Source organism: Aeromonas sp. FDAARGOS 1411 (genome assembly GCF_019047125.1).
In the GTDB taxonomy this organism is placed as follows: Bacteria; Pseudomonadota; Gammaproteobacteria; order Enterobacterales; family Aeromonadaceae; genus Aeromonas; species Aeromonas veronii.
On sequence record NZ_CP077214.1, the window covers coordinates 2,273,460 to 2,299,375 of the forward strand.

A 25,916-nucleotide genomic window follows, 5' to 3' on the forward strand; every position below is an offset into this window, starting at 1 on the left:
CAATGCACAAACTCTCCTGGCTGGCTCTCTGCATGGCCCTCAGCGGCTGCAGTCAGCACAGCACCTATCAAAGACCCGAGCTGGCGATCGCCCCCACATGGCAACAGGCAGAGGGCGCCCAACTGACTGCGCAGGCAGGCCCCTGGTGGCGGGAATTTCATGATCCCCAGCTCGACAAACTGGTCGACGCGGTACTGGCCGCCAACCCGGACATGCGTGTGGCGGCCCTCAAGCTCAAAAGCGCCCGACTGGGCGCCGAGCAGGCCGATACCAACCTCACGCCTTCGGTCAATGGCACTATCGCAGCCAGTGGCAACAAGGATTTGAAAACCGGCAAAGGCACCAACAGTCTGGGCCCCTCGCTGAGCCTCAGTTACGAAGTAGATTTGTGGGGCAAGCTTGCCTCGGTGCGAGATCAGGCAAGCTGGGAGGCGGCGGCAAGCGAGCAGGATCTCGCCAGCACCCGACTACTGCTGATCGGCAATACCCTGGAGCAGTATTGGCAGCTCGGCTATCTCGGCTCTGCCATCGCACTCGGAGAACAGCAGCTGGCCAACCTGACGCGAACCGAGCAGCTGACCCAAACCAAATACCAGGCAGGCGCCATCACCCGACTCGATCTGGCGCAGGCACGCCAGCAACTGGCAGGCAAGCAGGCTGAGCTGGCCTCCCTCAAGGCGCAGCAGGAGCAGGCTCGCAATGCCCTGCGTCTGTTGCTGGGCCGCAGCAGCGGGCCGCTGGAGTATGCACCCGCTTCCCTTGCAAAGCAGACCATTCCTGAACTTGCGGTGGGTATTCCGGCCGATGTGCTGGCCCGCCGCCCCGACGTCAAAGCGGCCGAATTGCGGCTGCGCAAGACGCTGGCAAAAGGTGACGAGATCCGCACCAGCTTCTACCCCAGCCTGACCCTGACCGGCAGCGCCAGCACCGCATCCGATAGATTGGCGCAGGTGCTGCAAAATCCGGTTGGTACGCTGGGAGCCAGCCTCGCCCTCCCCTTCCTTGAATACAACCGCACCCAGCTCGCCATCGAAAGCTCAAAGCTGGATTACCAAATCGCTGAAACCGAGTTTCGCAAACAGCTCTACACCGCACTGGTGGAGGTGGAAGACAATCTGGCCGCCCGCCACTATGGCCAGCAGCGACTCGATTATCTGCAGGAACAACTGAGTTATGCCCGGGAGGCCGAACGACTGGCCAAGGCTCGCTTCCAGGCGGGTGCGACCGGCGTGCAAGCCTGGCTCGATGAGCAGAACCGACTGTGGGATGCCCAGCAGAGCCTGTTGGCCCAGCAAAAAGAGCAGCTCACCACCACTGCCAAAATCTATCGCGCCCTGGGTGGCAGCGATAGCGTGGCGCCCCGATAACGCCTCCCCCCAATATTCCCCACTCTGCCTGTAGAGTGGGGAATACCATCGCCATCGACCGCACCGAATTCCCTCGCCCACACGGCAGACGAACGCCATTGCTCATCATCAGGGGCAGTTACGGCAGCCGATCCAATTACATGCATAGGCGACCCAGAATATCCCGGCCATACCTTGAGACCACCTCTATACCTCACGCACCCTGTGGAGATAACGATTACCGGATATTCCATCAGCAGAGAGCTCGACTCTCGCCGAGCGGCGCCCCGTGAATCGTGAGAGACATATCCGAAGCGCATATCTGCACGATGCATACAATAAGCGATATCACGCAGTTAATTCTGCACGACAAAATTAATCGTAAACAATGAGTGATATTGAGCAAAGTAACAGTGAAGTGAAACGACGGTAAAAAGGATACAAGCGAGGATGTAGATAACAATGGGGCGAAGGGGCAGATTGGATAACCACGAGTAAAACGGCAAAAATAATGCCGCTCAAAGGCGGCATTATTCAATCTCTGAACCTGAAGAATTAGATCAGGAAATCGTTCAGGTCTTTACCCAGTGCTACTTGAGCAGCAATGGCTTTCGGCATACGGCCTTGACCGGTCCAGGTTTTTTCCTGGCCATCTTCTTCGTACTTGTATTTAGCCGGACGCGGAGCACGCTTGCTCTTGGCAGCGCCAGTCGCAGCAGCCGGAGCAGCAGCAGTCGCCAGCAGCTCGCGAGGATCAATACCAGCCTGCTGCAGCATCTCGGTGAATTCATTCAGCTTGCGCTGACGCTCTTCCTGTTCAGCACGCTCCTGTTCAACAGAATCGGCGCGCTCTTGGTAAACCAGGTCAAACTTCTCTTTAGCTTCCAGCAGTTGCTCAAACGGCAGCTCACGAATAGCCGCACGCAAACTGCGAATGTTCAGCAGAACTTTCAGAAACTCGTTCATTATTTCCTCACAAAAAAGTCGGTTACAGGGATAACTGTTTCAGAATAGCATGGACAATTCATAACTACATGCAATTTTTACTATCAGGGGATACTTGGAAAGAATATGAAAATAAACTTGCCAACAAACTCACGCTTTCACCCATTAAACCTATCTCGCCTAGACATCTCTTTTGATATCACCACCAAATCGAACATACACATCTGAAACTATTAATATGAGGTTCAGGGTAATTGCCATCAACATTTTTCAGAAAATGCAACTAGTGCGTCAAACGATTCCTGAGCAATACCTGCATAAAAAAATAGAACGATGCCTGCTCGCATCATGAGCAGATTAAGACCATGCGTCATATTACCCAATCAATCGCACCAGGGATTAAAACCATTTAAAAACAACAAGTTAAAAACAACCCAATGAACATAAAAAAGGCGTGCGACTAAAGATGCATTTCCCCTCCAACTTACCTCTTGCACGGAAACCACAGGTTCATTCCTACAGCTATAACGGGATAGAGACAAGCCGCTATGATTGCCTCATATCCCATTTTCCACGCCTTAGTTGGCTGCTCCAGTAGGTAACGTATCCACACCACTGACCATTGGTTTAGAGGTTGCCTCAATCAGCAATGGTTCTTTTGGATACCAACGGAGCGCTTCGGCTCTTAAATTACGAGCCTCGTCAGGGCGCCCCAACGCATTCAATGCAACAACCATATTCGCGTAGATATTGGCTCTGGGTGTATGGCGTACAAAATCTTGCCCCCATGCCAGGTAAGCTTCCAGTTCGGTCTTATTCTGAGTCTGTAAACCCACCATCAATCGTACCGCATTTACATCAAACTCAACCCGCGTCAACCAAGCCATTGGATTAATAATATCCAGCAACAATGATGGCTCCTTATACCCACCCCGTTCGTATTTGGTGACGACCCAGGCAGTATGAAGCGCAGTCAACATGAATGGAACGATAAACAAGGGGATGGAAACCGCTAGAAAGCGTAACAACAACTTATGGGGGTAACGGTATACGGCTATCCCTCTGGCCGCGTCTGCCCCACAGGTTTCATCGATATACCAGACCAACATCAATAAAAAAATCCAGTGAGCAATGGAGTGATAGAGGGGATATTCGACCTGGGTATGAAGTGTAATGGGTACGACTAATGCCAATAAGGCCAATCCATGCGACCAGGATTGACCCACTACACGCCATATCACAGCGGCGCCCATCACCAAGAGCCCGATGACTGGCAAGATACCCCCTTCAACAGCCCAATAAAGCAACTCATTATGAGGATGATCAAGGTTGTACTCAATCTGTGGCATCACCGGATTCAATAACTTGTCTGCCATATAGTTATGCAGGAATACAGATTCGAAAGAACCATATCCCCATCCGGTAAAAGGATGTTGTGACAGCAGGTGCAATGCATACGACCAATAAATCGTACGATATCCCCCCGACTGATAGACAGAAAGACCCCGCTTGACCCCTTCCACACCATACAGAGATGCGAGTCCGAACAGCACGCCCAATAAGACACATGAAAGAGTCACCTTCAAAGCGTGGTTTCTCTTCAACCAGGGAAGCATCATCAGCAAAGCCAATATTCCACCCAGTTGCCCAACTCTAGATTGAAGAACAATCAGCAATACCACTGAACCAACGATCACATACCCCTGAAGTGCCTTCAGCCATCGATGTTGGTTGAGGGTATTTAGCAAAGCAGCCAGAGACAAACCGGTGGCCATAAAACTGGCCATCACGTTGGGTTGCTGAAAAATACCATAGGGGCGATTTGCTTTGGTGTCATAGCCAAGCCAATTGCCCGGTGTTAGCAGGTAATACTGCACCAGGCCCAAAGTCATTTCGATAGCTATCGCGACCAGCATAAGCGTCAATAGCTGTTGACGCGCCTTCGGTGCAAGACGGAACTGATAGAGCGAGAAGAGAAATAATCCGCCGCCGACAAGACCACCGAGGCGAGGAAGTGCGTAATCACGCAAGGTGGCGTCAGACCACGCCATGGGTAGCAGCATCAATACAATCGCGCCCCCCCAAACTTGCAAGAGCCTGCTGGATACCAATTCGCCTTTCGACGTGATATGCCACAACCCCAGACAGATCATCAAAGAAGCAAATATCCATCCCCATGCGTTGAAAGGAAGATAGAGACCTGCCCCACCTGGGTTATGCATGAAAAAATGCATTCCAAGTCCCAGCCAAAGTATGCTTATCCCCCAAAAGAGAAAAAATACTCGCTTTTCCCGATGGGCTGATAGCACTGATGACCCGGTGGACGGAAATGTAGGCATAAAAAAAGCGCTCTGAAAAAATGGTGTTTCATACAACCATATTCAGAGCGCTTTACTCAAGCTATAGCATTAATTAGTCAGGAAATGACGCGTTGCTACTCAAACTGTAAAGACTGTATTTTCTGGCCAACATCTGGCCGCCATCTCTGGTCAATGGCATCCAGCCAATCGAGCCTTTGCTGGTTGTCGGGCGGAGCAGCATCAAGTCGAAGGGAATCGTCACATAGATACCTTTAGTGAAACTCCCCTCTCCATACTCGTCAGCAGACACATCAGTCAGCGTTGCAAACACCCCTGCCACAACGCCGGATGAGAAGCGTTTGGATAGATCCAGTGTCGCCCCGACATCCCCTGCCAGATAACGGCCAATAGAGAGCTGGGCAGTCACATCATCAACATAGGGCAGTTGCCAATAACCGGTCACATGGCCTGTTGCCACATCGTAATCGGCCATCCGCAAGGTATTGTTCCAATCCCGTTGCTTGACCCAGTTCACATCAGCCGCAATCGCCCATGAACGACCAAAAGGACGATACAGCAGTTCGGCACCACCACCGGCGTACATCATCTCCAGATAACCGGCATAAGCCTGACCATACCACTCAGGTGAGAACTGCTCGAAATGGGTCGCTTGCAGGTTGTTAAGCAATACATCGGAGGAGCTGACATATTCCCGGATCCAGGTTCTCACCCTGGGCAAAGCATCCCCGTCCAGCGGTGGATTCTTATAATTGAACTTGTCGTAGTTATTGGCCAGGTTCACAAATACTGTGCCCCCCAGCCAGTTCTTCTCGGTCACCCGCCAATCACCATTGAAGTTGAGACCAAGCTGATACATGTAGAAAGACTCCGGCCCCCCAACAGACTGGTTCAACACCGGATCCACGCTGTAACTCAGCGCCGAGCTGCGACTTTCATGGCGAACAGGTGCCGACGGTGCATTGGCTGCGATGACATCCGACTTATAAGTAGTCTCTTGTCCCAATGGGAGGTCACTGTTTGCCAACCGTACAGAGTCCATGTCCACTACTGTCTCACGGATATCGAGCCCTTTCTTCTGCTCAACTATATGCAGAGAGTGAACCGAAGCGGGCAACGCATTCGCGGCCAATAATGACATTCGATCTTCGGCTTCATCTGGCGTGCGATACTTCAGCTGCTCACCGCTGACAAAAACACGATCGTCCGTGCCATACCAGACCAGATCACGATATCCGGCATTGCTTTTCGTCTGCGCACTGAGTGCAGCCCAATCGACATCATCCAGTTGGGCCGGACTCTTTTCCGGTTGATACTCAGGCCGGGGCTCATCCAGATGGGCCTGCTGCAACTCATTAAAGTTGGTCCGCATAGTAATACCCCACATCAGGGTATTCCCACGCTGATAGCTGAGATGAGTATCCATATTATCGAAAATACGATACACGGCACCTATGTTGACAGGTGAGCTATGCGGCAAGGCTCCGTAGCCGCCTTTGCTGTTACGGGCCGCATACTCGCGGCTGTAATCATTACCGTCATATTCGAGTTTCAGACGCAAAGGGCGCCATGGCGTCTGATACTCGATACCGCCAAACAAGGCCGCCGGGCCGTGGAACAGACTATCGACCTCAAATTTGCCGCCATTGCCCGCATAACCATCATTACGCTGGCACCAACTCTCTTTATATTCACAGAAGGGGTTCTTGATATTGCCGCTCTCGGCCATATTCCCCCAGCCCATTCCAAGGGTGAAATCAAACGGGCCATAACGTTTACTGGCAACAACGTACTCGCTATCGAACAGGCCAGTCCCCATCAAGTCTCTGAAGCCCAATGATACTTGGGGTAAGTAATCAGACTCTTGCCAAAGTCGGAATTTAAAATCCATCGACTTGTCTTTATAAGTCTGATCCCCGCTGAACTGCTCGTAAGGGCTATATAGACGAGTTCTGACATCGGTATAACGCAGCGTGGCCTCAAACCAGTCAAAGGGCTGCATGGAGATCGACCAGCGTCGATATTCTTCGTTATCCATGTAGTTGAAACTGAACTCGCCTTCTGCGGCCATTCTGGCACTGGGCATCTGCAGCAGACCTGCCCCACCGAAATCACTTTGCGATGGGCCATAGGGATCATTCGCCCCGGGTGCAGCAACACAAACGGTCGAGACGGCCAGGGCAATATATGAAAGTTTTGGAATCATTAATGAGGCACCCTGTTTGCAATTATCTCGGCGATCCGCTGATTTATTCCGGCAAATGCAGAGGGCAACAGGTCAGGATCAAACCCGACCAGCAGTGCAGCCCCCGCCATGGGTTCACGATGAAGCTTGTTCCAGACGGCAACGGGGACCATCTCGATATCACCGGTTGGCTGGATCAACAGCAGATGAGCCGAGTCGGCCCCCTCCAGCAGCGCATCACGCTTCCAATATTCATCGACACCTGCACCGGGAGCCAGAAGCAACGTGGGGAGCGCTTCCATCAGGCCAAACATGGCAACCTGAGGCTGGCGGGCAGCAACAAACAGTCGGTAGTTGCCTTCCAGGCGAGGGTTATCCTGCGGGGAGCGCTGGGCATTGTCAGGATCAACTATCACAGGCAAGCGGCCGGTAACGGTGATGCCTTCGAGTTGATGTGCAAGACGAGCAGCAGAAGAGGCACGTTGAGCCTCACCTTCGCTACGCCATATGCTCGCCAGACTCTCCAACTCACGGATCACCGCCGCCTGCTTGAGCTCAAACTCATGTTGACGGGCCGGCGTCGTAATCTGGGCAGAGCGCCAATAGATGGGTGATGGCAGCAGCTTGTGTCTCAGCAAGGCATCAAGGCGTGCCCCTTCACTCAAGGTGATGGGATCTTGAAGATGCCTCTGATAGTAAATGCTGACACTGGTATCCGCGAAGCAAGCACCGGACAGCAATAAAAGAGATAGGGTCAGTTTTTTCATGACGAGAATGGCTTCAAAATGGTGAGTTCAATGACCGGCAGATCAGGGCCGAGATGTTGCTGGGTTTTTACTACCTGTCCATTAACCGGATCTCGCCAGAAAACGTTGGTCCAGGATTTCCCCCCCGGGAACATTGAAACCGTCTCTTCAAAACGCGTAGCTGAAACTCGGCGCGTCACCAGATCCAGCTCATCCTGTCCGGCACGGACCATCTTCCCTTCAAGACGGTAGCCGCTGAGATAGCGCTGTTCCCACTCTGACAAGGCACTCCAGTTGGCAGATGAGGCAGCAGCCATCGACAGTGGGTCGGCAGAACCACTCTCGCTCATGACCAGGTCATTTTCCATACCGACAGTTTTAATGACCCGGCCGTGGCGGGTAATAATCATGACCCGATCGGCTGTCAGCCAGGAGAGTTCATCTCCATTGACATAAGCCAATACCACAAAGATCCGCGGGTTATCACCGATTTTCAGATAAGCACTTGCATAAGGCAGTTTATTGACATGCTCGGCACTGACGGTCACATCATCAGCCCCCAACACGGCATATTTGATAGTTTCGCTCGTCACAGAAGCAGTATTTGAACAACCGGTGAGAGATAACAAACCAAGAAAAACAAGATTGCGCGATAAAGACATAGAGTGACCACAGTGACATATAAAAAAATAAGGCTGCCAAAGCAGCCCTATATCATATTAACGAGTACTGGTTGTGGTTCCGGTACCACGGCCGGCATCATCGTTGGAGTTGGCATTTGCAATGGCAACACCAGCAACAACCGCAGCACCTACACCAACGGCAACAATGGTGCCAGTCCCGATGGCAGCAGCACTGGCAGCACCAGCACCTGCGGCACCGGCAGAACCGGTGGATGCGGTAGCAGCAGCAGCTTCTTCAGCAGCCATCACACCATGAGAGAATGCCATGGCAGCAGCCAGAATCAGGGCGGTTTTTTTCATTTCATCTTTCCTTGTTTATTGTCTACTTGTGGCTCGGAGAAAATATGGCATGACAACAATGCTATTACCATATATCCCTTTACCAGCGCATTGCCATGTTCACAAAAAGTTAAGTAACTCATTGTAAACATAGATAATTGCAAATATAGCATACCATCGGGACGCTATTATTGCACTGAAATACAGGTTGCATTCGAAAACTATTTTTGGTGGTCATAAAAAAGGTGCGCCATGAAGACGCACCCTGCATTCACCTATTGCGGTTATCCAAACAGAATGTCAGGCTTTTTCCTTGCTGCCATAACTGTATTGATAATATCCGTAGTTACCGTAATAACTGCTCGCCTTCTTCTCTACCGCGTTGAGCAAGATCCCCTTGATAGCGACCCCGTTTTGCTCGAAGCGGCGAATGGCCACCTCCACCTCTTTGACCGCAGTCTTGGCGAAGCGGGCAACCAGCAAGGATGCCCCCACATGCTGACCAACGATGGCCGCATCGGTGACCGCCAGGATGGGAGGGGAGTCAACGATGACAAAATCGTAGTGCTCGCTCGCCCAATCCAACAGCGCTTTGAAACGAGGGTGCATCAACAGCTCGGAAGGGTTGGGTGGCACAGCCCCACGGCAGACAAAATCAAGGCCATCAAACCCGGTCTGGCTCACAACCTGTGCCAGCTCTGTTTGACCCGCCAGATAGGCACTCAGACCAGCGCCCATCTCCTGCCCCATAACCTTCTGCATATAGCCTTTGCGCAAGTCGGCATCGATAACCAGCACCTTCTTGCCGCCCAGAGCCAACGTGGCAGCGAAGTTGGTCGATACGAAGGTTTTGCCAAGACCCGGGCCGGGGCCCGAGATCATCACTATGTTGTTTTTGGCTTCCATCATGGCGAAATGGAGGCTGGTTCGCAGACTACGCAGTGACTCCATCGCCAGATCGGCCGGATTTCGCGCAGCCAGCAAGGCTTCGTTGAGAGGCATGACCTGCCGCCGCTTTTTCTGCTGCTGCTCGATGGTGGCCTGCTCAGCGGAATAGGGGATGGTGGCATAGACAGACAGCCCCATCTCTTCCAACTGTTCCGGGCTTTCCACACCACGGTGGAAGGCAGCGCGCACCAGGATCAACCCCACCGACAGCATGCCACCCAGCAGTGTCGCCAGTACCACGATCAGCGGTTTCTTAGGCTTGACGGCACGGGTTTCAACAGCGGCATCATCGATGATCCGCACATTGCCGATAGTGCCCGCCTTCATGATGTTGAGCTCCTGCTGCTTGTTGAGCAGCTGGACGAAGATCTCCTGACCAACCTGTACGTCACGGGTCAGACGCAAAATCTCCTGCTGGGTTTTTGGCAGACGCTTGATCGACTTGTTGATCGCATTTTTGGTATTCATCAAGGTCTGGCGCTTTTCCATCAGGGCGATGTAAGCCGGGTGCTGGCGGGTATAGAGTTGCTGCAACTCCGCTTCCCGGAAGGTCAGCTCGTTGAGCTGCTTCTCGAGGCCCACCATGGTATCCAGTGCGGCTTTCGCTTCCAGCGACAGATCTACCGACTCATTCTGCTGGCGATAAACATTCAACTGCTCTTCAGAACGATTCAGATCCTCTTTAACCTGAGGCAGATGCGTCTGCAAGAAATCCAGGCTCTTCTGGGCCTCTTCGGTCTTGCGTACCACATTCTGCTGCAGATAGTTCTGGCTGATGTTGTCAAGCACCGCACGAATGCGGCCCTTGTCTTCCCCTTCCAGCGCCAGCGAGATGATCCCGGTATTTTTGCCCTTTTCACTGACCTGAAGATCACGCTGCAACTCGGCAATCACATCCAGTACCGGTTGTTTGACTAGCGTGAAGACCTGCCCCTCATCGGCAGCCACATCAGACAACAGCAGGGTGACATCCTCTTTCTCAAGCAGCTTGCCTACCTGACCTTCCAGCACCCGCCCCTCAACCTCAAGGGTAAAGTGCTTGTCTTCACCCAGGGTCAATGTGATCGGTACATCCAACAGTTCAGGCGCAACTTCAAAGCGGCTTACCGCCATCTTCGGATAGGGATGCCCCATCAGCCGTGACAGACCACGGCCAACCAGCGGGAAGAAATTAGGAGTCACTACGGTATCGAGGTGAAGCTCTTGTACCGTACGGCCAAGCACCATACGAGAAGTCAGCAGCTCAATTTCGGCGGCGGCATCAGGCTGTTCACCGCCCAATACATCAGCCATATCCCCGAGCAGCGCAGCACCACTGGCTTTTTTCTCCACCTGCAGCAAGGCGTTTGCCTTGAAGACCGGGGTCGCCAACAGAGCGTATGCAACGCCAAGAACCATAAACAGAGCGGTGATCGTCACAATCCACCAACGGCCATCGATCAGGTAACCCAGCAGGCGCCCCAGATCGATCTCGTCATTCTCCACCGCGGCACTGCTCTGCCGGGACGAAACAGAAGAAGTCGTCATTAAACACAATCCATTTTTATAGTCAGATACAACCCAAACACCACCAGACGCTGCGGATGTCGTTACAGTTTTTTCGCCCATCCATCGGCGCTACGCACCAACAGCTGGTAAACATGTTCGTAAGCTTCCCGGCTCAGACGATAGGGATCGGGCACTTCACTCTCCCCCTGCCAGTGGCCAAACAGCATGGTTTTGCCACGGGCCCCCGGGTCAATGGCCGTGACGGCAGAGATATGTCCTTTCTCCATCACCAGGATCAGATCGGCATCCTGACAGAGCTCGCGGGTCAGTTGGCGCGCCGAGTGTCCCTCTAGGGAAAGCCCATGCTGCTGTGCCACCTCGCTCGCGACCTTGTCGGCCGGCTTGTCAACCAGGGCACTGACACCGGCAGAACTGACCTGACGGCCGGGCAAACGCTCGCGAAGCAGTCGTTCACCGGTTGGGGAGCGGCAAATATTGCCCACACACACCACAAGAATTTTTTCAAACATATCGCTGTCGCTCTTTAAAAATAAAATCTGCAGCAACCGCCCCTCACAACATGCATCTTCCTGAAGGGAGGCGGGTAGAGGGCATAGCCCTCTGCCCTATCCTCCCCGTTTGTCACCGTATCAAGGCAACAAACAACCGGAGATAAGGGAGGCATCAGCCCCCCTCAATGCCGTCCCTTTGAGGGAGTACGGCTACATGTCAATCAAGTGGGAGAGGTTAAGCAACATCACGGTCTTACCAGTTGCGAACCCGCAGCATGCCTTCGGTCAGCTCGTTAAAGCCGTTGATGGAGGGCACCAGCTGACTCAACACGCGATTCCAGCGCGTCACCGGCGCCGTGGTGACATAGACCACGTCGTAAGGTTGCAATGCAAACTCGGTCCCCATCACCAGCGCGGTGGCATCACTCAGGTCGAGCTGATAAATGGCGGCTTTCTCTTGGGCTTTCGCGGCGGGGCGCAATACGAAAATGCCGGTCGCATTGGCGGCATTCTGGTTAAGGCCCTCGGCACTGCTCAGTGCTTCTGTCAGGCTCATCCCCTCACGACCAATGGTCAGGGTCGATGCCTTGTTGACCTCGCCCATCACAAACACTTTCTGGGCATCGTTGCGCGGCACATAGAGCATGTCGCCGTCACGCATCAGCTGATTGTGAGAGAGATCCCCATACTGCAGCAGGTCCTGCATGGAGAGCGGGAACTCCTTGCCCTGGCGGGTCAACACCACATGGTGCCAATCTGCGGTCGGGGTCAACCCGCCAGCCAGATTGAAGGCATCGAGCAGGGTCATCGGCACATTAGTGATAGGCTGGGCGCCCGGCTTGGTTACCTCACCGGAGATATAAACCTTCTGGGAGCGGAACGCCGCAATGCTCACATCCACCTGCGGGCTCTCGATAAACTGGGCCAGGCGCTTGGCGATATCGGTACGGATCTCCGCCACAGTTTTACCCACCACGGCCACCTTGCCGATATAGGGGTAGAAGATGGTGCCATCGGCGTGGACCCAGTTGCCCGCTTCGCTGGCACTGCGGTAAGAACCGGCCGGGATGGTCAACTCGGGGTGATCCCATACAGTGACATTGAGGATGTCGCCCACACCAATCCGGTACTCGTAACGGCTGATCTCGCTATTGAGCTCGGGGTTGGCCTTGCCCACCACCGGTGCCTTGCGCAGCTTGCTGATCAACGCCGGTGTAACCGGATAGACATCTGCCAGCTGATCAACATCAACGGAACCTGTAGCCACCTCGGTTTTGCCACTGGTGGAAAGATTGGTACCGGGCACCACAGTGCACGCACTGAGCAGGGCCACGGCCGACAACAGAGGAATGAGCTGAATCCTTTTCACTACCACACCTTATTAAGCTTGCCATCAAGAACTGAACGGAAAAATCGCCGTATGATAGCGGAAAACATGGAGAATTCTGAGATAAATTTACGGATAAAATCACAGCAACAATGGAACCGCTCAATATGAGCAGAACACTGACAATTCAATGGATATATACCCATCTTCAAGCACACCATCTTTGGTGCTGATATTAAAATCAGCCCTGATTTCCCAACAGATTGAATCAGATATGTGATTGAATCGCACCAACGTAATATTTAACGACTTTTTTACAATAAAATGCGATTCCCCCAGCTTGAGGGAACCGCTGTCGGCATATTAGTCACTACCAAACAGATCGCGGGTATATACCTTGTCTGTTACATCGCTCAGCTCTTCAACCATACGGTTGGCCAATATCACATCACAACTCTCTTTGAATTGCGCCAGATCGGTCATGACTTTGGAGCGGAAAAACTCGGGCTCGTTCAAGGTGGGCTCATAAATAACCACTTCAATCCCTTTCGCCTTGATCCGCTTCATGACCCCTTGAATGGCAGAAGCACGGAAGTTATCAGACCCCGCCTTCATCACCAGTCGATAGACACCCACTCGTTTTGGATTCTTGCGGATCACCGAGTCGGCAACAAAATCCTTACGCGTGGTATTGGAATCAACAATCGCCCGGATCAGGTTATTCGGTACCTTGTTGTAGTTGGCCAGCAGCTGCTTGGTATCTTTCGGCAAGCAGTAACCACCATAGCCAAATGACGGGTTATTGTAGTGGCTACCAATACGGGGATCGAGACCGATACCATCTATAACCTGGCGACTATCGAGACCATGCAGCTGGGCATAGGTATCGAGCTCATTAAAAAAGGCAACCCGCATGGCCAGATAGGTATTGGCAAACAGCTTGATCGCCTCGGCTTCTGTGCTGTCGGTAAACAACACAGGCACATCTTTCTTGATCGCCCCTTCCAATAGCAAATTGGCGAACACGTGAGCCCGCTCGGAACGCTCACCCACAACAATGCGAGACGGATGCAGGTTGTCGTAAAGAGCACGCCCTTCACGCAAAAACTCCGGCGAGAAAATAAGATTGTCACATTCCAACTCTTCACGCAGCCGAGCAGTAAAGCCGACCGGAATGGTGGATTTGATCACCATCACCGCATCGGGATTAATAGCCATCACATCCTTCACCACAGACTCCACCGTGCTGGTATTGAAGTAGTTGGTTTCGGGATCATAATCAGTTGGCGTTGCGATGATAACGAAGTCTGCCCCTTGATAAGCCTCTTCTTTATTAAGGGTGGCTCGCAGATGCAGATCACGGCTGGCCAGATAGCTTTCAATCTCTGTATCGACGATGGGGGAGCGGCGCTGATTGATCAGCTCAACCTTGCTGGCAATCACATCGACTGCCACCACTTCATGGTGTTGCGCAAGTAAAACAGCATTTGATAAACCGACATATCCCGTGCCGGCAATAGCAATTTTCATATTATTTATACTCTATGTTTTAACAAACCATTTAATGCATACCAGCAGAAATACCAACTGGATTTAAATAAATTCAACTGAACAACCGTTCTGTAAAATTCCCACTGATACTTTGCTGTATTTATCTTATTCTGTGTCATACCAGTATCCGTGCGATATTTAGCTAATACATCCGGTAGACTATATGCAGCCTCACACTCTTTCAACAAGGTAAGCCAGAGTCCCATATCTTGCCGCTTTCTAATAAGTGGCATTTTCTTTTTTCCCAAAACCTCAGCATTATACACAGCAGTAAGGCAGCCGATGACGTTACCATAAAGAAGTTGCTGATATGTAACTGAGCTTGGTGCCACAACGACGCCACCGTCACCATCTTTCGAAAACTTTTGATAGGATGAAAATGAGAACAAGTATCCATTTTTCTCCATAAAAGAGATCTGATTGGAGAGTTTATTCTCAAGCCAGAGATCATCAGCATCCAAAAATGCTATATATTTTCCCTTGGCAATATCGATGGATCTATTTCTTGAAAAACCAGCACCAGAATTAGTTTCATTACGGGTAAATTTAATCCTGGAATCCGTACAGGCATATTCTCTAAGAATCTCCAACGTGTTATCACTCGAGCAATCGTCGGTGATAATCAGCTCCCAATTTTGATATGTTTGTTTTAAAACACTGTCAATAGAATCAGATATAGTCAAGCTGGAGTTATACGAAGGCATTATAATAGAGATTAAGGGTGGCATATATTCTTTAAGCATCATAAAACCCTCAATAAAAACATGAGTTCACCCACCATTTTTCCAGAAGTAAAATAGAAATCTAGATTTAGAGCCTATAAGAGAAAAGTTTTTTATAAAAAAATAAAAGCTAGCCATGATACAAAGAGGAAATCCAAAAGCCTCTCTAAATAAAATAGCTCTCGATATAAGCTGTCCCTTTCCAGATAAGTTCATTCCTGAGCTATATTTGGGGTGAGAAACAATGATCCTATCATCAAACACAAAGCCAGATATTAATTTAGCTTTAAGAAGTCTCGATAAAAAAATAGGCTCATCGCAAGCTGGATATTTGTTGCCAGCCCCCATATATATAGGGAAACGAACCCCTTCATCTTTAATAACATTATTGTTAAGTATGATTTGTATAGTCCCAACATTTAAGATATCTAATATAGAATCAGAACTTTTTTTATTATAAGCTTTCATCGAAAAGCCATTTTCATCAATAACTGATGATATAATAACTCTATTTTTATCTCTATGCTCTAAAGTATTGAGTAAATAACTTATAACATCTTCAGTTATATGCACATCATCATCCATAAACCAAAGCCATTCAGTGTCACATAACTCAATAGCAGTATTACGGCTATGTGTTACACCAATACTACTTAACTTTATTAACTTAACATTACTTGGTAGCTCCATATCAGCATCACTAGATGACTGCCAAAGTATTATATAAAGGACCCTTTTATCAAAGGTATATTCATTTATGAAATCAATTCTATCACCAAAGGTGGATATAGCAATTGTTAACATTTTTCAAAACTCTACCATCGCGTTATATAATAGAGCTAGATAATAGCCCACATAATGTCGTTTTATCAATCACTAATTCACCAAACAACTCGAGCTATATTTTTTATATGCATGACCATATGCTGAAATAAAGAATATAAGGCCAACTTGGCATAATAGCGTCCAGAATACCTCTCCCTTGTAATGTAGCAGTAACATCATGCTTATGAAAATAATAGATGCAGACTTTCTAATTTTAGAATTTATTATTTCTCTGGAAGGCATCATCACTAGAAAGAAAGAAATTATTATAACAACAGTAAATGGCACACCAAGAGCAAGAACATCCCTCATATAGCCCGCATCAGTATGCCCATAGTATGTACCATCTAAATTTAAATACTGTCCATCACCATGTAGCAATGTGCTTGTGGATAACGGGTAATACATCTGAGCTAGCACATCTGTAGAGCTTGTTCTAACTTCACCATACTGAATATAATTATAAATTGCTTCAAAAGCAAAATACATGAATGAATCTATTTTTTCTTTTAATGATGGTGCAAGATATGGAAGAAAATTTATCAGTATGGCTGATAGTATGAAAATTAAAAATACCTTTTTTAAAATCATCCCAGCTGTTGAACTTATGTTTACCAAAAAAAATACAAAGCCAAATACAACACCGAAGATTACAGTACGCCCGACGGACAGAAAAATAATTGAACATACTAGTAATAGTATATAAACCCACGCCCTGTTACTGAATTGATGTTCCATCACGTAACATATATATGTCATAGATGCAAGAAGAACTGCTAATCCAAAGAATTGGCTACCAGATAAAGCTAAACCTCGAATCCCTCCCCCATAATATTGCTCGGCGATATCAACACTATTTGTAGTTCGAAATATATCAAGTGCACTTTTGAAGGCAGGGCTAGCAAATGAGGCTAAGATAATTGAAGCTTGTACCACCAAACAAAGTAAAATTATTGTTGGTAAAGAATTCCGTCCAGCATTGGTATAAATAACCGCTGCGACAAATGCTCCACTACCTCCATATATTAACATTCCAACATATATTTTCATGAGTGAGTAGTCATAAGCCCCAGACAATATTGTTGACAATGAATAATATAACAGTGAAGTAAGCAAAAGCAGCATCCCATATATTACATGGCGTGTTTTAATAAAAGACCACATGATATTGATCACTTTATTATCGCACAATGGAATCGATAACAATAACGCAATACATAGGGAGTTATAAAAAAATGGTACGGGAAAAGAGAACAAAAAAAGAAATACAATCAATGTACAATATAATGTTTTCATTGCTCCTGCCTGACGCTTGCTATATATTTATTGACATTGTCATGAAATGGTTTCATCTTTTTATAAACAGATATCCCAACTGAATTATTGCTGCCATTTTTTTCCTTTGTTTTAATATAGTTAATGCAGTTTGATATCCAAAGCGACCTTCAATATATAATGCACTCAACGTATTAACTTCAGCATCAGAGAGTCTGTTTTTGAAAAGATGATTTCTGGCAGCCTTTGCCATATTCATCTTCTGTTCGACGAAATTTTGTCTAGATACGCTACTATTTAAGACTCGATATTTCAGTAGAACTTTATTTATCCCTCCGAATTTATATTTTTGAGAAAGTCGAACCCATAGTTCATAATCCTCGGAATGCTTATATCTCTGATCATAATACAAGTCATCATTCAAAATGCTTCTATTTATCATTACACTGGGGTGTGCAAATGGCGAACCAAGTAGACAAATGGTCTTCAACATAAAATCAGAATTATAAGTCTTCCTCGTACTTATATAAGCACCACTTTCATTAATGTATTCGTATGCGCAGCCAACTACAGCCACATCAGGATGAGTATTTAAATATTCAACTTGCAACATAAACCTATCCACATGAGATATGTCATCTGCATCCATTCTTGCAATGTAGTTATATTTTGCGCGTACAATACCTTCGTTTAATGTCGCAATTAAACCCTTGTTTTCTCTGCTAATTATTACTAGGCGAGAGTCAATGGCAGCATATTCTTTTAAAATATTAAGTGTACCATCAGTGGAACCATCATCGATACAAATAAGTTCAAAGTTAGTGTAACTTTGAGCCAGTATGCTCTCAACAGCATCTCTCAAATATTGTTCACCATTATAAATTGGCATGATAACACTGATCATTTAAATTCGTCCCATAATTATTTCTTTCGACTTGATATAAATAGGTACAATCAATAGATACTGTATTGCTATCGCAGCTATAAAGCAATATTCAATAGCGCCATATCGGTGAGCAAAAATAACAACCAGAGGAGTGATTATATAATTTAAAATTGATATACGATAAAACGGTTCATCTTTGAATGTTCTAAAATACATAAAAACTATTTCATGTGCCAAAATTGCAAGCCTCATTATTGCGATCTGCAATACCAATCCAGTCACAAGAAATCTGTGCTGTAAATTAAGAACATCTAGTTTAAGAAACAATATAAATATGGATGCAATAATGATGTAGCCAAATAAACCAAAATATAACGCTTGCTTTAATATGGGTACTGTATCTGAAACTTTATTTCCCGCAACCAAGTTTCCTAAATGAGATCTCTTTGTCTGAATCCATGCTGTCATGGCGATAGCAAGAGCATTAATGATTGAATTTGTTGCGCCATACTGACCAGCAAAAACAGCATCGACGTATTTATAAAAATAAACAGAATATATATTCCAATAGAAGTATCCAACAATCCAAACCAAGGATAACTTATACTGAAATGACAACATACTCTTGGCTACAGCAATGGATCTTTTTACAGAACTGCTTTTATACTCATAAAATATAGTGGAGTAGTCACTCTTGAACAAAACCACATTTGCCAAAAACATAGACAACTGCGAAATAAACAATGAGTATAAACCAGCACCTAGCCATAATGATATTATCAAGCTGACTGAGTATGCTACACCACTAATTAGTTTTGATAAGTAGACTTTTTCAGCGTTAATTCTACCTTCTTCAACAAGTGGGACAATGTTATTTAGTATGTTTAAACAAAACAGTAGGGAGTACAATAGCCAAGGCATTAGCCATATTGATTTACTCGTATCCGCAAAGACCCATTGGGCATACAACTGTGAACTTAACAATACTAATAGTGACATTACAGTAAAAAAACATACCGCAACTCTCACATAACTATTAAAATGACTTTTTACTTTTGTAGCAGATAAGTGCTGTACAATAGCAGTTGAAAAGCCAATTTCAAATATCCATTGAATAGTCGATATTGAAATGAAGGTATAATAAACCCCCTGAACTTCGGGGGTTAGCTTAGTTGCAACCAAAAGAACCGCTAATGGTCCGCTCATCAATTTAAGAAATAATGAACAGATAGAATATAATGCGGATCTGTTTCTGATTATAAAATTATGCATGAATTAAATCTTGTTACTCACGATGATAGCAATGGCTATCGCCCCATCCCAAACAGCACAGTCTTGACTGTCAGCAGCAAGATCTTGATATCCAACATCAGGCTTTGATGCTTGATATAGAAGATATCGTATTTATGCTTCCACACGGCATCTTCAATAGATGCCCCGTAGGGGTATTTGACCTGGGCAAGGCCGGTAATGCCGGGCTTGACCGCATGACGGAAGCGATAGTACGGGATAACGGCTTCCAGCTCTTTGATAAATACTTCCCGCTCGGGTCTTGGGCCAACCAGAGACATTTCCCCTTTAAAGACGTTGATCAGTTGCGGTAGTTCATCAATACGGGTCTTGCGAATGAAACGGCCAACACGAGTGACTCGGGCGTCGTTCTTGCTTGCCCATTGAGCACCATTTTTTTCGGCATCGTTTCGCATAGAGCGGAACTTGATTACGTCGAATTCCTGGTTGAACAGGCCAACCCGGGCTTGACGATAAAAGATGGGACCAGGTGATTCCAGTTTGATGGCCAGCGCAGCAAGCAAGCCAATGGGAATGGCAACCAGACTGAGCGCAATGGCAGAGACCAGATCCAGCGCACGCTTGACAATTCGATTGGATGGACGGGAGAGGATGGAGAAAGATTTCATGTGCAGGAAGTAGCCGCTGTGCAGCAACTCCACTTCAGTGCGGCCGAAACGACGGTCCAGATAACTGACCAGCGGTTCAACGTAGGCGCCATATTTGGTGGCCAGCACCAGCATTGCGGCCAGTTCATCGGGAAGGTCACCACTCTTGTAATGCACAAGGGTTTTGCCTTTCAGGGCCGAGAGGTCTGTCACATTGAAGTTCAATGTGAACGGATAATCAGCAAGCACCCGTTCGATAAGCTTTTTGTCATTGTCACTGCAGTAAACATAAAGCTCATCACTTTTCATGTGAACCCGCTTAAGCTCATACACCAGATTACCAATATCCAGTGAATGGCTCTCGGCCGTCAACTGTTCATTCGCAGCAATCCCGAAGGCTGCACTACTGTCTATTTTATTATGCATTCCCATAAGCTCTCTTCATGTCTATACCCAGAGAAACAACCATCGAGGTTTGTCTCATCGGCATTTGACTGCCACGTCACGTAGATTTTGTGTTTCCCTCCGGCAGCTTGTCGAAACGAGCCACAGCGAGAAACGAACAAAGAAAAGAGATTGATTTTTATTTGAAAGCGAAGGGCTGGACAGGAGGAGCTCGGCAAACTCGTCGAGTTGACGAGTCCGGCAGTAAAAACATCTCAATTACAATCGATTGCCAACCAGTGACAAACGCCCGAATGATCACACTCCGGCGTTGTCACACTCTCTATCCCGTGCCATGTATCTGGGGACTACTGACGGTCCCTCTTGTATCGATATCATCGCTATCGCTAAAGCGCCGAATTGACTACAAAGAAGTCAGTAACGGACTAAAAAACAATCCAATCTATAAAAAAAATAATGGCTACCGCCCCTGAGTTACAGCTCCCAGTGTGCATGCAGTCTTTTTATATTGTTAAAAGAGTTAGTAAATGGCGTTGTGATTTACAATCATCAGCCTCTGGCAAGAGGGGCGACAAAACCAGTCGCCACGCCAGCTATTCGCCATAACCCCCTACACTGTGCACCAATATTTCACGCCAAAATGTAGGATAATTCCGAAATAGCGGGGGGGGATTGTACCTATGGTTCATCGAAATGAGTAGCCAATCTGGTCCATGACTGGCTCGATCGATTAAAAAACAAACAAATTGAGGGGAAAGCAAAAAAAAAGCGCCCAATAATGGGCGCTAATATAAAAACTCAGTGATTGGCAAGCAAAAAATCTATGTTATGTGAGGGCAATTTAACAACATTATCACTTGGTGGTAGCTGCTGCTTGGCCAGCCACACCAGATCACAGATACCATCCGTCGGTTCGAATGCAGCAGGAGCATGCATCAGGATCTCGCGCACTTGCTGTTGATCAAAACGGTGACAAGCATCATCCAGCGAGGCCAGCAAGGGGCGCAGTCGGGACCAGGGCAGCCAGCTCTCTTGTGCCACCATGATCCTGGGGTGTTCGGTTCCTCTGGCATCATCACCAATCAGTAACTCTTCGTAGAGCTTTTCGCCCGGCCGCAACCCCGTCACCTCGATGGCAATATCACCATCGGGACGCTGCTCATCACGCAGTGTCAGGCCGCTGAGGCGTATCATGCGTTTGGCCAGCTCCATGATCCGTACCGGTTGACCCATATCGAGCACAAAGACGTCGCCCCCCTCCCCCATGGCGCCAGCCTGGATCACCAGCTGGGCAGCTTCAGGTATCGTCATAAAGTAACGGATGATATCGGGGTGAGTCAGGGTGATAGGCCCCCCCTTATCGATCTGCTGCCTGAATAACGGCACCACTGAACCGGAAGATCCGAGAACATTGCCAAAACGCACCATACAAAAACGGGTGCTGTGCTTCTCGCGGGTCAAGGCTTGCAAGATCAACTCGGCCAGACGCTTGCTGGCCCCCATGGTGTTGGTTGGCCGCACGGCTTTATCGGTAGAGATCAGCACGAATGTTTCTACCCCAGCCTCAATGGCCGCCTGTGCCGCATAAAGAGTACCGAATACGTTGTTACGTACCCCTTCAATGATGTTGAACTCAACCAGCGGGACATGTTTGTAAGCAGCCGTATGGTAGACGGTCTGGATCCTGAAGCTCTGCATCACCGTCTTGAGACGATGCTGGCGCTGCACTGACCCCAGTAACGGCACCAGATCCGTTTCGATTTCTTCACGCTGACACTGCTCCCGCAGGTTCTTGTGCAGGACATAGAGGGCGTATTCGGATAGTTCGAACAGTACCAGAGTGGATGGACGGCACCGCAAGATTTGGCGACAGAGCTCAGAACCAATAGAGCCACCGGCACCTGTCACCATGACCGCTTTGCCTGTGATATTGGCTTCCATCAAGGTGGCCACAGGCTCTACCGGATCTCTGCCCAATAGATCGTCGATGGAGACCTCATTGAGCTGGTCTATGCGGGCAGAGCCATTGACTAGATCGGCCATCCCCGGGATAGAGAGCACTTCACAAGAGAGGGGCTCAAGTGCATTGATCACCTCCTGACGGCGAGCCCGGGTGCTGCTCGGCATGGCCAGCAAGATCTTCTGCACCCCATGGTGGTCAATCAGGGTTGGCAGCTGAGCACTGTGATAAACGGTACAGCCCTGGATCACGCATCCCTGTTTGGCGGGATCGTCATCAATAAAGGCGACGGGATAAAACTCATTGCCTTGCAACAAGGCCATTTGCAGTTGTCGACCCGAAGAGCCCGCGCCATAGATCAATACCTGGGTACGAGCCAAACGGGTGGTATTAAGGAGCGCCCGGAAAAACAGCCGCACACCGCCAACCAGTAACACCAAAAAGGAGAGATAGATAACCGAGACCGTTCTCGGCAGAAAGATATCGAAATAAAACGCAGATAGAACAAAGAAGCAGGTTGAAAGAAATGCCCCTAGCGAGATTGTCCATAACACCCGAAAGCTGACATATCGGAGCACTGCGCGATAAAGCCCCAGCCGTACAAACAGGCCTATGCTGACAACGATAATTGCGCCAAGCAGTGCCCAGTGATGAGGGCTATCGATTGGCCAGTTGTGTTCAAGCCGGATCCAGTACGCTCCCCAATAGGTCATGGTGATCAGGATCATATCAACGGTGACAGAGATGGCACGCTTGCTGGCTCGTGACAGGGAGCCCAGGCAAGTCAGTAGCCAGCTCCCACCGGGTAAAAGCTCATTTCTCATTCTGGTACTCCTGCATTCAGGTGATACGCAAGAAAAGCTAACGGCAAGTAGGCAATGACCAGACCGCTCACACCATCGAGCTGGCCCAATACAATCATGACAGCGATCGGCGCAAGCCAGAGGCTATTTATAAGAAGCACAGCCAAGGTCACGTTTCGATGACTTTGCCAACGTCTCGCAAGATATTGATAGCCATGAGTACGATGAGCCTCGCTCAGACGACATTTCAGGCGAAAGCGATTCAGCAACGTCCAGGTCGCATCAACCACAAAGACCCCGAGCATGACGAGCCATGCCCACAGGAATTGAGGTGAAGAAGCAGCATCCAGCAGCATCAGGGAAGCCAGCATCAAGCCAAGAAATCCGCTGCCACCATCTCCCATAAAGATCCTGGCGGGCGGAAAATTCCAGCACAAGAAGCCCGCCGCCGAAATCCCCAGTAGCAGGATCAAACTGGCAGACGACCACTCCCCGCCAACCAGATAATGACAAAACGCCATGAACAGGCAGACGACAACGGCCTCGCCAGCTGCCAAGCCATCGATGCCATCCATAAAGTTGTACAGGTTGATAAACCAGATCACCCCCAGCCAGGCCAGCAGGTAACCAAACCAGGCAAGGTCCAGCTGCCAGCCAAAGAAGGTCAGCGCTGGCAAACCATCAACCGCAGAAACCACCAAAGCTGCCGCCATGCTCTGCACAATCAGGCGGGTTCGGGGCTTGAGAGAGATGTGGTCATCGATAAAACCTACCAAGGCAATTCCCAGCGCCGCAGCCCATATCAATCCAAAGCAGCTCTGGGATATGCCGGCGGGCAGTGGGATCAGGGTGACAAACAACGGGGCTGTCAGCAGAAAGGTCGCCACGATAGCCATGCCACCGCCTCTCGGGGTAGGCACCTGATGCGAACTGCGATGATTGGGTTGGTCAAGCAAGCGGGTCTGTGCGTAGCGCCTGAGCAGGCCGGTCATGGTGATTGAAAGAAAAAGACAAAATATCGACAACAAAACAAATGCCAGCATCAAGACGACTCACTATGGATTGACGCCATCAGAGATAAGGTCTGAGAGAGCGAATAGGGTGCCGACCATTGTAATCGGCTCTGAGCCTTGCGGGTATCCATTTCCAGAGAGCCATAAATCCGTTGTAGCTTGGCATCAATCCCCAAACAGCGTCCAAGCACTCTTATTACTCCTGGTGGGAGATAAAAGAGCCGACAGCTAACTCCTTCTGCTTCTGCAATCGCCGCCAATAACTGCGACGTCGACACTGCGACAGGATCTGCGACTAAAAAGACCTGATTCACTGCAGCAGGGTGCTCCATCGCATGGGCAATGAAGTCACACAAATTAGGTAACGCCAACAGGCTACGCGCATTGGTCAAACGGGCAAAAGGGAGCGGGATCCCTTTGCGCACCCAGGTCATCATACTGGCAAAGTTAGCCTTCACCCCTTCCCCGTAAATAAGAGGAGGACGAATGATGGTTACAGCCATACCACACTCTTTCGCGAGTGCCATCAGCCCCTGTTCCGCGTCATACTTCGAGCGTCCATAGGGATCTTCTGGCGGACTTTGCACATTCTCATCAAATGGCTTGCCTGGCTCGGTCTGCTCGCCATTCACTTTGATCGAACTGATAAAGATGAAGCGCTTCACCCCTGCCTCAGCCGCTTGTCGAGCAAGAGCGAGGGTGCCCTCTGTATTCACCGCTCGAAAAGCCGCCAAAGGATCTGTCGCGGTATCCGACATCACATGCACCCTGGCTGCACAGTGAACAACCACATCCACCTGTTGCAATTGGGCTGTCCAGTTTGCATCGGCAGTCAAAGAGGGAGCCTGAACCTGGTACGAAGCGAGCGGGCTACTGCGTACTGCACCTTTCACATTCGCTCCACACCTAAGCAGGTGTTCACAGACCGCTTTGCCTACAAATCCGTTGGCACCTGTCACCAAGACTGTACTTTTGATATCTGCCATTACCACCAACGCCAACCGTGAATATTGAAGAAAGTCACCATGGAACGCCCAAACATCCAGATATGGCGCCAGCCTTTGCGGGATGCATGCCCACCGTGATGAACGACCTTCACCTGAGGGACATAAGCAATCCGGCTGATCTTTCCTGCCCGCAAACTGATGTCAAAATCTTCAAAATAGAGGAAGAAGCGAGGGTCAAACCCTCCGAGCTGCTGCAGAACATCTGTGCGAAACAGCATAAAACAACCACTGACAATGGGTGGGTCCCACAGCACGTCACGATCGTTGAGCTGGTCTGCCATCTCATATTTTGCCAAGCGCGTCTGGAATAACTTCTTCACACTCGCAGGAGCAAATCCACGCAGCAATAAATCAAATACGGTTGGATAGCGTTTGCAAAGCCGCTGTACCTCACCATCTTCCCATGTAGCGAAAGGTGTCAATAATCCACAATCCGGATGTTGCTCCATAAACTCGAGTGCATTTTTCAGTGCATCTGGGGCAACTTCCAAGTCGGGATTGAGGATAAGGTGGTATTTAGAATCGATCTGTAATGCTTGATTATGCCCTTCACCAAAGCCCAAGTTATTCGGATTATGTCGATAAATCACGCTAGCCTGACTAATCAACTCTGCAGATATATAGTCCTCAACTTGTATCCTAGAGCTGCTTGGTGAATTGTCAATAATGGTCAATTCAATGGTCGAGTATTGCAAGGCTGCATTAAACAAACTCTGCAACGTAGCATATAACTCGTGTTTGACTGGCTTATATACAACAAGACTGACACTTATCACATTACTCATTTCAAAAAC

Annotated in this window: 21 protein-coding genes; 1 reads left to right on the top strand and 20 read right to left on the bottom strand. The window is 48.7% G+C overall.

The window, feature by feature from the left end; translation table 11 throughout:
- Nucleotides 1-2 precede the first annotated feature (2 nt).
- Nucleotides 3-1,367, top strand: a complete 1,365-nt coding sequence (locus tag I6L41_RS10035; RefSeq protein WP_216958497.1) for an efflux transporter outer membrane subunit — start codon at nt 3-5, stop codon at nt 1,365-1,367.
- 534 nt (nt 1,368-1,901) lie between these two features.
- On the opposite strand, the gene I6L41_RS10040 is transcribed toward I6L41_RS10035, so the two are convergent.
- From I6L41_RS10040 to I6L41_RS10135, 20 genes are all read right to left on the bottom strand, one after another.
- A complete protein-coding gene (locus tag I6L41_RS10040; RefSeq protein WP_005344269.1) occupies nt 1,902-2,312 on the bottom strand; it encodes an H-NS family nucleoid-associated regulatory protein in 411 nt (136 codons plus the stop codon).
- A 557-nt stretch (nt 2,313-2,869) separates the two neighbouring features.
- Nucleotides 2,870-4,525: a PglL family O-oligosaccharyltransferase gene (locus I6L41_RS10045; protein WP_254203295.1), complete on the bottom strand. Its 1,656-nt coding sequence runs from the start codon at nt 4,523-4,525 to the stop codon at nt 2,870-2,872.
- Nucleotides 4,526-4,703: 178 nt separating this feature from the next.
- A complete protein-coding gene (locus tag I6L41_RS10050; protein ID WP_216958500.1) occupies nt 4,704-6,815 on the bottom strand; it encodes a YjbH domain-containing protein in 2,112 nt (703 codons plus the stop codon).
- Entirely contained in the window at nt 6,815-7,561 is a 747-nt protein-coding gene (locus I6L41_RS10055; RefSeq protein ID WP_216958503.1) for a capsule biosynthesis GfcC family protein, read from the bottom strand. The genes I6L41_RS10050 and I6L41_RS10055 overlap by 1 nt, the downstream gene beginning before the upstream one ends.
- Nucleotides 7,558-8,202 carry a YjbF family lipoprotein gene (locus I6L41_RS10060; RefSeq protein ID WP_201955516.1) on the bottom strand — a complete coding sequence of 215 codons (645 nt, stop codon included), beginning with the start codon at nt 8,200-8,202 and terminating at the stop codon, nt 7,558-7,560. Before I6L41_RS10060 ends, I6L41_RS10055 begins: the two co-directional genes overlap by 4 nt.
- A 57-nt stretch (nt 8,203-8,259) precedes the next feature.
- A complete protein-coding gene (locus I6L41_RS10065) occupies nt 8,260-8,523 on the bottom strand; it encodes a hypothetical protein (protein WP_042080343.1) in 264 nt (87 codons plus the stop codon).
- A gap of 279 nt (nt 8,524-8,802) precedes the next feature.
- A complete protein-coding gene (locus tag I6L41_RS10070; RefSeq protein ID WP_216958507.1) occupies nt 8,803-10,977 on the bottom strand; it encodes a polysaccharide biosynthesis tyrosine autokinase in 2,175 nt (724 codons plus the stop codon).
- Between the two features lie 62 nt (nt 10,978-11,039).
- The gene (locus tag I6L41_RS10075; RefSeq protein WP_042018640.1) at nt 11,040-11,468 is read right to left on the bottom strand and encodes a protein-tyrosine-phosphatase; all 429 of its coding nucleotides are present in this window, start codon (nt 11,466-11,468) and stop codon (nt 11,040-11,042) included.
- A 235-nt stretch (nt 11,469-11,703) separates the two neighbouring features.
- Nucleotides 11,704-12,819, bottom strand: a complete 1,116-nt coding sequence (locus I6L41_RS10080; RefSeq protein ID WP_302054495.1) for a polysaccharide export protein — start codon at nt 12,817-12,819, stop codon at nt 11,704-11,706.
- A gap of 321 nt (nt 12,820-13,140) precedes the next feature.
- Nucleotides 13,141-14,307, bottom strand: coding sequence for a nucleotide sugar dehydrogenase (locus I6L41_RS10085; RefSeq protein WP_216958513.1), 1,167 nt, complete (start codon nt 14,305-14,307; stop codon nt 13,141-13,143).
- Between the two features lie 5 nt (nt 14,308-14,312).
- Nucleotides 14,313-15,074 (bottom strand): glycosyltransferase family 2 protein, encoded by a 762-nt coding sequence (locus I6L41_RS10090; protein ID WP_253182315.1) that lies wholly within the window; start codon nt 15,072-15,074, stop codon nt 14,313-14,315.
- A gap of 24 nt (nt 15,075-15,098) precedes the next feature.
- The gene (locus tag I6L41_RS10095; protein ID WP_216958516.1) at nt 15,099-15,854 is read right to left on the bottom strand and encodes a glycosyltransferase family 2 protein; all 756 of its coding nucleotides are present in this window, start codon (nt 15,852-15,854) and stop codon (nt 15,099-15,101) included.
- 72 nt (nt 15,855-15,926) lie between these two features.
- Nucleotides 15,927-17,039 carry a hypothetical protein gene (locus I6L41_RS10100; RefSeq protein WP_216093211.1) on the bottom strand — a complete coding sequence of 371 codons (1,113 nt, stop codon included), beginning with the start codon at nt 17,037-17,039 and terminating at the stop codon, nt 15,927-15,929.
- Nucleotides 17,040-17,223: 184 nt separating this feature from the next.
- Nucleotides 17,224-18,054 (bottom strand): glycosyltransferase, encoded by an 831-nt coding sequence (locus I6L41_RS10105; protein ID WP_069554779.1) that lies wholly within the window; start codon nt 18,052-18,054, stop codon nt 17,224-17,226.
- The gene (locus tag I6L41_RS10110) at nt 18,055-19,308 is read right to left on the bottom strand and encodes a hypothetical protein (RefSeq protein WP_216958519.1); all 1,254 of its coding nucleotides are present in this window, start codon (nt 19,306-19,308) and stop codon (nt 18,055-18,057) included.
- A 35-nt stretch (nt 19,309-19,343) separates the two neighbouring features.
- Nucleotides 19,344-20,366 carry an exopolysaccharide biosynthesis polyprenyl glycosylphosphotransferase gene (locus I6L41_RS10115; protein ID WP_227016188.1) on the bottom strand — a complete coding sequence of 341 codons (1,023 nt, stop codon included), beginning with the start codon at nt 20,364-20,366 and terminating at the stop codon, nt 19,344-19,346.
- A 771-nt stretch (nt 20,367-21,137) separates the two neighbouring features.
- Nucleotides 21,138-23,123 carry a nucleoside-diphosphate sugar epimerase/dehydratase gene (locus I6L41_RS10120; RefSeq protein WP_216958522.1) on the bottom strand — a complete coding sequence of 662 codons (1,986 nt, stop codon included), beginning with the start codon at nt 23,121-23,123 and terminating at the stop codon, nt 21,138-21,140.
- A complete protein-coding gene (locus tag I6L41_RS10125; RefSeq protein WP_216958525.1) occupies nt 23,120-24,145 on the bottom strand; it encodes a glycosyltransferase family 4 protein in 1,026 nt (341 codons plus the stop codon). Before I6L41_RS10125 ends, I6L41_RS10120 begins: the two co-directional genes overlap by 4 nt.
- Nucleotides 24,145-25,101 (bottom strand): SDR family oxidoreductase, encoded by a 957-nt coding sequence (locus I6L41_RS10130; RefSeq protein ID WP_216958528.1) that lies wholly within the window; start codon nt 25,099-25,101, stop codon nt 24,145-24,147. Before I6L41_RS10130 ends, I6L41_RS10125 begins: the two co-directional genes overlap by 1 nt.
- Nucleotides 25,101-25,907 carry a glycosyltransferase family 2 protein gene (locus I6L41_RS10135; protein ID WP_216958533.1) on the bottom strand — a complete coding sequence of 269 codons (807 nt, stop codon included), beginning with the start codon at nt 25,905-25,907 and terminating at the stop codon, nt 25,101-25,103. Before I6L41_RS10135 ends, I6L41_RS10130 begins: the two co-directional genes overlap by 1 nt.
- Nucleotides 25,908-25,916: the final 9 nt, after the last annotated feature.